The following is an 11,065-nucleotide window of genomic DNA, read 5'->3' as shown; positions in this document are numbered from 1 at the left end:
CCCGTACCGGAGAACACGTATAAATCAACATATTTTATGTCCATCAAAACCGTACCACAACTTTCTGTTTAGTCAACCACATGGTTAACCATATCATCAAAGCAGTCCACAATACTGCACGCAGAATACCCAAAATCCCGGAACTCATAAACATAAACACACCGGTAAGTTTTGGCATAAAAGTTCCTAACCCTAACGCCAGTAAAAGCGCAACAATTGCTTCGGGCATCAAGTATGCGAGTAACGGATTATTCGCCGGAGGAAGGACAATATCTATAAACCATCCCCTCATCTTCTTTTGATCAACAAAGTAGTATGTCAAAACATAAATTATCACACACGTTCCTGAGCATACCAGCACCCAGCTCGGTGTCGCGCCGTTCTTAGATATTTTGTAGAGATTACCCATTAATAACCCTGAAAGCATTAACACACCGCCGATACTTAACGCCATCTTCATACGTTCCTCAAAATCGTTATTTACGATATACAATACCATCGCGAATAATCCTAGCCCAAATACCCACCAGAGTACGGAGGTATCTACTCCGTTAAGCCGGAACAGTACGGCTTCAAGGAATCCGCTGATAAGCATCATCCCGCCGAATAATATTATAAACTTTACCCGCTGATCAAAAGTATCAGCTTTTGGCTGGTCACCTGCGCGTGATTCCATAAATTTTTGGAGTACAATCCCAGCCATCACTAATGCCCCGTGTGTTCCCCTCGCGCGAATACCCAGGAACGGTACCCATTGGTCAACAAATTTTAATACACCTGTCGCATGGCCGGTGTATATCATTAGGAATAACGGCACCCCAAACGCTAATGCAGTCAAGTTATTACGGAATACCAGGTAATACAGTCCCGCAAATAAGTACGCCCACCCGATCGCACCCAGCATTTGCCACCACCGCGGGTCAAGTGTCCATGCGGGATATGTTAACCCTTTTTCCCCAAAACTTGTATAGGTGAATGATAAAAATATCAGCATCACAAACCCGAACCCTTGTAATGCTGTATATACAACCCTTTTTTTGTCCCACTTAGTTTTATCTGTCTGCGGATAGTTTATCCAGATAAGGATTACGGAAATAAACGCGAGGAAACCCCACCAATCCTTTGGCAATAACCCTTTTGAAGCATTGTAATAGTCATAGTTTACCCAGTAAAACCCTGCAATAAGTATAGACACAGCACGTGATACTACCCGCCAGATAAGCTGGTACCACGTATCTCCCCGATCTATACGGCGGTCTAACGCCAGGGGTATTGCCATCCCAACAATAAAAAGGAATGCCGGGAATATTATATCCGACATCGTGATACCCAGTGCCGGCATATGCTTCAACCATTGCGGAATATTTTTCATCCTGAGGTCAAATATATGATTAACAAAAATCATTAATACAATAGTTATCCCTCGAAAAACGTCAATTGACAAAACCCTTGGTGGTTTTTGTTCCAAAAAAAATTCCTCCTATAGTATCTACTTCAACCCGAACTTGCTTAACGATTCTCCGTGTTTACCAAAATATTCTTCAAATACTTTATGCTCGCCGGTAAAGTATAGTACCAGCACAATACCCGCCATTGTTAATGATAGCATCGTGTTTGCCAGTAACTGGTTTTTCATCACGCAGTAGTACATAAACGCATGTGATGAGTTGTTCAATGTCATGTGCGTAATTGATACCACCCAGATATTCCGTGTTTTTATGTATACATACGCAAGAAAGATGAACGTACACACTGACCCTATTCCCAGGACAATAATATTACCCGTAGTTTCCCAAAGTTTAAGTTCTGCCGGCATCGGTATAATTAACGCCATTGGCGCATTCCAGAGGAACCATATCAATCCGCCTATAATAAAGCCTGCAAACGGCGATATTTTATAGAGTTCCGGGAACATTAACCCTCTCCACCCGAATTCTTCCGCAAATCCGGTTATCACACCCGGGAATATATTGAGAACAGTCAACCCGCCAAAAAAATACGTTAATAACATCATCGTAGGCGTCACGCCTTTTGGCAGAGATTCCTCCATAGTTTTTCCCGTGGATACAATGTATTGTTCTAGTTGTTTAAGAAATGCGCTGCCGGTAAAGTCCCAGGTAACCGCTCCTGTGAGTGTGTAGACAATAAAAATGATTAACGTTATCCCCAGTGCCGTACACCAGAATACCAGATAATCCTTCAACTGTCCGAACTTAAGATGCGCATCCTCAAACCGTTGCGGATGTATAAATGCGCGGACAATTATTGCAGCAAGCGTTGGTGTAAGCATATAAAACTGCGCAAGAAAGTACGCTTTTTGTCCCACAACTTTTATTGTAATAAAAAACATCGCGCTTATGATTACTACAATTGCCAAAAAACTTGTTAGAGTCCTCTGTTTTTCCCAAATACTTGTCAAAACCTTCATTTTTTTACTCCAAGTTTCGGGAAGTCAATCACACTGTTTTCACGTCTTGCCTTATCCGCGAGAAAACCTGTTAAATGCCCATATACCGAATCCTCAATCCCGGTATACGAAATTGACGGTTTTTCGCCGCTCATTACATTCACAAAATCAGCTGCCAGGCGCAGGTCGCCCCCCCCATGCCCGCCAAACGCGCCATCGAGGTTACCTTCATTCTTTAGGTCAACCACACGTTCTTTAGTTTCATACCCCGGGCGGTGGTCAATATGTCGGACCACAAACTTATTTTCGTGAAGCACGCCCTGTATCTCACCGTGTGTCCCGAGAAGATGTATTGACCTTGACGGCATAGCTGCACCGCCAACCATATTATGCGAAGCAGTGCATCCATCAGTAAATTCTATCATCACAGTCTGGTGGTCAACTGTATTATTATCGCAACGCCACATACATTTCCCGAAATTGCTGTTATTGAGATGCTTAACGCGATCCATAAACGACGGGTTTTTTAGATGCTCAATCCCAGCCCAAACATACGCGCTCCAGCGGCCGGGATGGTCAAGATAATGCTTTTTCGCGGAATAGTCGCATTTGGGTTCAATCTCGCAATCAACTAAACACCGTGTCCCCGCACCTTTCGGCATTTTTTGGTTATTAAAATACATGTTTGACCCGAAACTTGATACGCGTTTTGGCGCAATCCCTGACTTCATCCAGGTAATCATATCAAGGTCATGGCAGCATTTTGACATTAACATCGTTGATTTACACACATCTTCGCGGTTCCATTTTCCCCGGACAAAACCTATACCCATATGATGGTAACTAACGTGTTCTACTGTTTGAATATTCATTACTTCACCGATCTCACCCGCAGCAATGAGTTCCCGTACTTTGGTAAGGAACGGCACGTACCGCAGCACATGGCAGATCATTACCCTGCGTTTATACTTAACTGCGGTATCATAAAGTTCCCACATTTCCTTTTCGTTAGTAGCAAAGGGTTTCTCTAACAAAATATCATACCCTCGTTTAAGCAGCGGTATTGAGGTTGGTACATGCTGGATGTCCATCGTACCATTGATTATACAATCTGCTTGTTTCGGTTTTTTTGCCAACTCTTCCGCTGATTTAAAACACTGTTTTTCGGTTAAGCCATAAATCTCGGCAGTATGTTTTCTCCGGTGTTCACTGGGATCGGCTACACCAACGATTTTAAGTTTATCCGGATGATGTTTTGAATACCCGGCATAACATAACGACCTGTGCCCTGCCCCTACAATAATTGCGGTTACCTGCTTCTTCTTTGCCATACAACTAATCAACCTTTCTAAAAATCTTCAACGTTAACTACTTAAAGTGTTTTGTTAACTATTCAACAAAACAATACTTTGTTGTTTTACGTTTATTATCGGGCTGTTTTACAATATACCTGCCATTATACTTTAAATATGTCCCGTAATGTATAAACCCTCCTGTAGGTACTCCTTTGGAGTTCAACCACACCGCTGCAACCACTGCGTCAGATACTATACCGCCATTATCCTTACCGGTATCATTACCCGCACTTTTTAATGTCCCTGCCAATCGGGTAACAACAACTTTTTCTCCGCCAGAAAGCCCAATTGATATGATACCATTATCAATCTCAGGAATTTCAATATTTTCACTGGTATTACCTCCGCGGTGGACACGCATCGCGGTTATAAACGTATGTTTATCTAATGGCACACCCGTATCTGCTGAAAGATGCCATTCGTTGAGTTCAGGGTACAACGGATTTGGCGGTGTTTCATAGTCAGTAACATCAAATTTTAGTCCAGAAGGGTACAAAAAGTCAGTTACCACCCCGGCTTTTTCGGTATCCACCCCAACTCTTTGCCGGTCAATCACAAACTTTGCAGGTGCGTGGAGTAACCATTGCACTGTTACCGGTGAAGTTGACAATATATCATCAAAAATAATGAATGTTTCCGGACGTATAAACAATATTCCGCGGTCAAACCGTTTTATCCTTCCCTGATACGTTTCAGGGGTTACGCTTCCCGCAATATAATCCACCTTTTTTGAATGGTAAAACGCGCGGATATTGCCTTTTGCCAACCGGGAACTCACCTGTTGCCCTATACCATCGATAAGAATACAATTATCTGATTTTGTCTCTTGTATCCACTTTTTGTGATGACTACTCCCATGAACGTCACGGTGGCTGCTTTTAAGGAATAACGGCTGGCCGTAGGCGGTAAGGAGAAATGCGTTCTGAGAGTTATAACCGTGTGATATACGTCCTATAGGGCTTGACTTAAACTGCAACTGCACATTTTGTTTTCCATCGGTAAGAGTTGTATTCAACACCGCAAGCCCTGTCCCGTTGAAAACACGTGATAACGGCAGGACTGCTGGTTCATTAGGTTCAACAACAGTATTCATAGATCCCAGTACACCCATAGGGGTAGATACTTTAGCACTGTCTTTAACTGTCCGCGTACTACCACCTCCTGCGCTGTACCATGCCCAGTACGGATTACCGATCTCCTGCGCAAAAGTTCCAACCACGCCGCGCGCGGAAGAATATACACTTGATTCTTCAGCTTTATCCCCGAATCCTCCACAAGGCGACTTTGGCGGCATAGCATACATTGGGAAGTATCCAATATTCTTGAAGAACGGTAAATCATAAGCATTGCGGTTCATCAAACTACTTAATGCGCGTAGCCACCATGTTATACGTCCACTATAGGACGACCAGTAGGCTAATCCTTCATGCCATCCCCCGTCGTCATCACCCCAGACCGGGTAAATATTAAAAAAAATGTCGGTTGCAAGGTTAAACCAGTTCCGCGCATCCGGGATTTCGTTATAAAACGCTATTCCTGCTTCACCAAGGAAGTGGTAGATACGGTTAGCATGGCTGGAATACGGACGCCAGGTATGGTTATTGTTCAAGTTTTGATAATACTGCTTTGCACGATCATTCATTTTCGTTTGTATCACTTGTTTTTCATCATCCGTGAGTACCTGATAAATCCAGTCATACACTCTGCTTCCACGATACATATAAATCATCCCAGCCTCGTCGTTATAGTACGACCCCGTTGCACCGTAAGGATCCCAGGACAGAGTGTGTAAGAGTATACGTTTCGCTCCCAATGCATACTTATCATCCTGTTCTATTAGATATATAAACGCCATGAGTTCCGCTTGGGAAAGAAGGCCTTCCACAATGTCATGGTTTCCCCACCACAACTTTTTATCGTTTAGATTATCCTTATTGAATTTACCATTTGGATACTTCTGTGGTTCAGAGGGTAACGGTATCTCCAGGCACTTCTCTGCGTTAAACACCATTTTCTCCCATGAAATTTTCATAGTATTCCTGCAATACTCGCGTATGGCAGGTAAGTTTTCCGTGCGTAACATCAACCGGGGATGTGTTTGTGGGACAAGTTTTGCCATATCTTCATGGGTAGGGACAGGAAATTTTACCGCTGAATTACCTATCGTAAACTTCCGTGTTTTGCTCCAATCTGACACCCCGCCGTTCTTTGAGGTATACCTTACATGCCAAAAATTCGTTCCCGTACTTAAAACTATATCCGGGCAGTGTACGTTACGCTGAAGGCCTGTTATTTCATACAAAATAACGCTAAATTCTTTATCTCGCGCGATCTGGAGGCCATAATTAACAGCATCAACCTGTGGGCGCCACACAAACGGCGGCGGGTTGCGTTTGACAATTTCGTTTTCCGGACGGAAACCCCATTCGTTTTCCATACCGGGGCTATCATTAAAAACGACTGAATAAACCGGCATGATTGGCATAAATATTGTTACTGCTATTAAAAACACATACCGTGATTTCAAATAACATCCTTCCTTTAATCCTTACTTTTTATTCTCCATATTTATTTTAATCCCTTCCGCTACTACTTTTAATCTTGGCAGGGCATACCCAAAAAATTTTTTGTACCCCGCGCATAGATAGGTTTGTGTCCCTTTCGGTAAATTCTTACCCACACGGTCCTTCTGGCAACCGTTATTACAATAATTAACATACTCGCATGAGACACAACACTGCGGGAGAATGGCTTTACGTTTATTAAACTCCCTATACTTTTTGGATTCATACATATCCGCGAGGTTCGATGTCAGCACATTACCCAGGGCATCCCCGGGGTTCACAAAAAAGTCGCAGGGATAAACACTACCGTCATGTTCCACTACCATATAACCTCCGCATTCAACGCTGTACACGCACATTGACGGGCGACCCAGGACAATTTTTTCCAGGATAGAATCAAAATCGCGGATAGAAACGTTTTTATCAAGATTTTCGTGCCACACATCGAAGATGTCACACAAAAACTGTCCATACCCTTCCGGGATTACAGAATAGTCAGTAACATCACTTGTATCTCCAACCTCAACACATGGAATGAACTGCAAGTACTTAAACCCGTTACCTATAAACCACTGAAGAGTTTCCTTACCCTTATCCTGTCCCGCGCGGGAGATAACGGATAATATGTTGTATTCAACCTTATGTTTCTCAAGCATACCCGTAGCGCGGTAAGCGTTACTCCATGAACCTTCACCTACAAAGTTTTTCCGGTGATAATCATGAAGTTCCCCCGGGCCGTCAATACTTAATCCAACAAAAAACTTATACTCCGCAAAAAAGCTGCACCACTGGTCGTTTAACAAATATCCGTTTGTTTGGAACGAATTCGCTACCACCTGGCCTTTAGTTCCGTACTTCATCTGCGCAGCGACGACTTTCCTGAAAAACTCAATTCCCGCGATGGTAGGTTCCCCACCCTGCCACGAGAATACTGAAACAGGAAACCTCTGGGATAATATCTGGGACACCATAGCATCCACGATTTTATCATCCATCCTATGCACTTTTGTAGACGGGAATAACGCAGATTTTTTTGAGTAAAAACAGTAACTGCAGTTGAGGTTGCAGTCCGGCCCTGCGGGTTTTATCAGTAACTGAAACTGGTCCATTATTTAAATCCAAAGATAGCCGGGAATATAAATACCACGATAGCTGTCCAAATAAGATAAACGATCATATATTTCCCGATCCATATCTGTAATACTTCCTGATCAATTTTTTTCAACTGAATCTTTATTAAATTGTACAAGATACCGGCTAGATTGATAAGAATTAATAAGTTGGCTATCAGCACAGTTATACGGTTAGGTGTAAATCCAAATGATTTTAACCGGTATACTGTCGCTGAAAGAGCTATTAAGTCAATAATAAGGGTTAAACAGATAGAAGAAATATTTATAACCTTTTCTACTTGTGATAACTTTTCCATATCTTTTTCAACATAAGTAAATATCGAAATTGCCAAGATAATAAGCGATATTATGTTTAAAATAATAAAAATATTTCTATCTTCAAAAGGGTTTTGTTTTGAAGAAATAATTAATGCTAAGTAAATACTTACAAATATCAACATTACAGGATTAAATATTTTCGCTAAATTATCAATAAACTTTTTTAAACTATCCCTGTTCCTTAATACAAGATAAACTGCCAGTATTGGAGGAGCGGAAACAAAATATGGCCAGGTAAGCTCGGCAACAATATCAGTCCTGAAATGCAACCGGAATATTGATGAAATCAAAACCATGCATAGTAAGAAAACTACCAGAAACCCTGATGACAATATTGTACCTACAACCATTAACTCGCCGTTAATTTTTATATACCCTATCCATTTTTTATAATCCAGCAACGTTTTGTCTTCAAATACTGTCCCAATGAGTAACCATAAAAATAGAGGTAAATCATAAAGAGCGATTAAAACACTCGCCGGATATCTAGTACCAGTCATATTGAGAACATACAAAACATTTATGTATATTACAGTTAACAAAATCACTGCTGAAATTACTATTATATCCCTGGTTTTTGTTGCAAAATTAATGAAAAAGTATATCATAGCCACAATTATAAATGGAAATGAAAAGTTGGCGGTAAGGTATTGGTTTTGCGTATACTGAACACCAAATATTTTTAGGATATCACTAAATTGCAGGATTACCGAAGATAGCAGTATCAATACTAACAACAAAAACGTTTCATTTTTTTTCTTGTCTTTAGTACTATCCGTGTAAAACAGGCGTATATACCAGAACTTTACCAGTTGATTCCCCGGATTTTCTTTATACAACTCCTCAATACTGTTTTTGAATTCAACGGGAGCTTCGCGATAACTTTTTTCCAGATATTCCGGGGTAATAATATTATCAAGTATTTTTTGTTTCATATTATTATATTTTAACAATTATAGCATACAATTGTCGATTTAAAATGAACGATTTATCAATACTAACCACCTTGATATTTGATATAATTATAATTATGAAACCAAACATATTATTCGTATTTTCAGACCAGCAACGGTGGGATACCTGCGGGTGTTATGGTATACCTCCGGTAGAAAATCTTACCCCCAACCTTGACCGTATGGCAAGCGAAGGGGTGAGGTTTAATCATGCGTACACATGCCAGCCAATCTGCGGGCCGGGACGTGCAGCGTTGATGACCGGGAAATATCCTGCGGAAATAGGTTGCCACGTTAACCACCGCATGCTGCCGTTGGAAGAAAAAACTATTGCCCATCACATGTCCTCCGCAGGATATGAAGTTGGGTATATAGGCAAATGGCATCTCGCGTCAGAAGGGCCAAAGAACGGCCCAAACGATTTTGGTATATTATCCGTCCCGCCGGAACGCAGAGGCGGGTTTAAAGATTACTGGCTAGTCGCTGATGTGCTTGAACACACTTCACACTCGTATGACGGTTATATGTACGATAGCGACGGTAATAAACGCGTATTCCCGGAGAACCGCTTCCGTGCTGATGTAACTACAGACTGGGCCATAGAATACCTTGAGAACAGGAAAAATGATAAACCTTTCTTCCTGTTTCTTTCTTATATCGAACCTCATCACCAGAATGACCACAACCATTTTGAAGGCCCACACGGGTCAAAGGATAAGTACAAAAATTTCATCCCACCGGGCGACCTTGTGGATACCGCGGGCAACTGGCGGGAAGAATATCCTGACTACCTTGGGTGTGTAAACTCTTTAGATTACAACCTTGGACGCCTACGCTCAACTCTTGAAAAACTTGGGATAGACAAAAACACGGTGATAATCTATACATCAGACCACGGCAACCATTTCCTTACGCGTACCAGCAAAACATATAAATGTTCCTGTCATGACGGATGTATTCGCATACCAATGATAATATACGGGCCGGGTTTTACCGGAGGTAAGGTTGTGGAAGAACTTATAAGCCTCATAGACCTTCCTCCAACGGTACTAACAACAGCGGGGATTACCCCGCCGTCGTATATGCGCGGTAATGCGGTGCAAAGAGTGGTTAATGGTGATACAACAAACTGGCAGGACGATATATTTCTTCAGATAAGTATCGCCCAGTGCGGCCGTGCGATACGCACAAATAAATGGAAATACAGCGTCTGTGCGTTGGACAAAACCGGGCGTGATATTTCAAGTGATGAATATACCGAAGATTGCCTGTATGACATGGAATCTGACCCGCATGAAAAAAATAATATGGTTACCTCGCCTTCCCACAAAGAAGTAAGGGCAGAGCTTGCGGAACGGTTAAAACGCAGGATGGCAGCTGCCGGTGAAAAAGTGCCGAAAATATTGCCAAAAACTTAAAATTTATGAAACCAAATATACTATTTGTATTCGCGGACCAGCAACGATGGGATACCTGCGGGTGTTACGGTATACCTCCGGTAGAAAATCTTACCCCCAACCTTGACCGTATGGCAGCAGAAGGCGTGAGATTTAACCACGCGTATACCTGCCAGCCAGTCTGCGGGCCCGCGCGTGCTGCGTTAATGACCGGGAAATATCCCGCAGAAATCGGGTGCCACGTTAACGGCCGTATGCTGCCGTTGGAAGAAAAAACTATTGCGCATCACATATCCTCAGCGGGATATAATGTTGGATACATCGGCAAATGGCATCTCGCATCACAAGGGCCGAAGGATGGACCGGATAGTTTTACCAGGAAAGCTATCCCCTCCGATCGACGGGGAGGGTTCAAAGACTACTGGCTAGCATCTGATGTTTTAGAGTTCACTTCACACTCCTACGACGGGCATATGTTCGATATTAATGGGAATAAACGCGTATTCCCGGAGAACCGTTACCGCGTTGACGTTCTTACTGATTGGACAATAGAATTTCTTACATCTGTAAACCATGAACAACCGTTTTTCCTATTTCTTTCATTTATAGAACCCCATTTCCAGAATGATCATAATCATCACGAAGGGCCCCGCGGGTCAAAAGAAAAGTATAAAAACTTTACTCCCCCCGGCGACCTTGTTGATACAGCAGGCGACTGGCGGGAAGAGTACCCCGACTACCTCGGATGCGTGAACTCGCTGGACTCAAATGTCGGGCGGTTACGCAGCACGCTTGCCGAACTCGGGCTACAGGAGAATACTTTAATTATTTACACCGCCGATCACGGGTCGCATTTCCGTACACGTAACAGCGAGTATAAACGTTCGTGCCATGACGGGTGTATACGTATCCCGATGATAATATATGGCCCGGGTTTT

Annotated in this window: 8 protein-coding genes; 2 read left to right on the top strand and 6 right to left on the bottom strand. The window is 42.5% G+C overall.

What is annotated here, in order from left to right; all coding sequences use genetic code 11:
- Window positions 1–43: 43 nt before the first annotated feature.
- The 6 genes from WC955_11775 to WC955_11750 form a co-directional block, all read right to left on the bottom strand.
- Window positions 44–1,468, bottom strand: a complete 1,425-nt coding sequence (locus tag WC955_11775) for a DUF5009 domain-containing protein (protein MFA5859729.1) — start codon at window positions 1,466–1,468, stop codon at window positions 44–46.
- Between the two features lie 21 nt (window positions 1,469–1,489).
- Window positions 1,490–2,377, bottom strand: a complete 888-nt coding sequence (locus WC955_11770; protein MFA5859728.1) for a CPBP family intramembrane glutamic endopeptidase — start codon at window positions 2,375–2,377, stop codon at window positions 1,490–1,492.
- A 47-nt stretch (window positions 2,378–2,424) separates the two neighbouring features.
- On the bottom strand, window positions 2,425–3,738 hold the full coding sequence (locus WC955_11765) for a Gfo/Idh/MocA family oxidoreductase (protein MFA5859727.1): 1,314 nt from the start codon (window positions 3,736–3,738) through the stop codon (window positions 2,425–2,427).
- A gap of 58 nt (window positions 3,739–3,796) precedes the next feature.
- Window positions 3,797–6,247, bottom strand: coding sequence for a DUF4962 domain-containing protein (locus tag WC955_11760; GenBank protein ID MFA5859726.1), 2,451 nt, complete (start codon window positions 6,245–6,247; stop codon window positions 3,797–3,799).
- 63 nt (window positions 6,248–6,310) lie between these two features.
- Window positions 6,311–7,435, bottom strand: coding sequence for an anaerobic sulfatase maturase (locus tag WC955_11755; protein MFA5859725.1), 1,125 nt, complete (start codon window positions 7,433–7,435; stop codon window positions 6,311–6,313).
- A complete protein-coding gene (locus tag WC955_11750) occupies window positions 7,435–8,712 on the bottom strand; it encodes a hypothetical protein (protein ID MFA5859724.1) in 1,278 nt (425 codons plus the stop codon). The genes WC955_11755 and WC955_11750 overlap by 1 nt, the downstream gene beginning before the upstream one ends.
- A gap of 95 nt (window positions 8,713–8,807) precedes the next feature.
- Between WC955_11750 and WC955_11745 the strand changes: the two genes are divergently transcribed.
- Both WC955_11745 and WC955_11740 read left to right on the top strand, forming a co-directional pair.
- Entirely contained in the window at window positions 8,808–10,148 is a 1,341-nt protein-coding gene (locus WC955_11745) for a sulfatase-like hydrolase/transferase (GenBank protein ID MFA5859723.1), read from the top strand.
- 5 nt (window positions 10,149–10,153) lie between these two features.
- Window positions 10,154–11,065, top strand: a 912-nt coding sequence (locus WC955_11740) for a sulfatase-like hydrolase/transferase (GenBank protein MFA5859722.1), incomplete at its 3' end; no start/stop codon positions are given.

This window comes from Elusimicrobiota bacterium (assembly GCA_041658405.1).
In the GTDB taxonomy this organism is placed as follows: domain Bacteria; phylum Elusimicrobiota; class UBA5214; order JBBAAG01; family JBBAAG01; genus JBBAAG01.
Note: the sequence above shows the minus strand (reverse complement) of the source record. Positions and strands in the feature narration are given on the sequence as shown.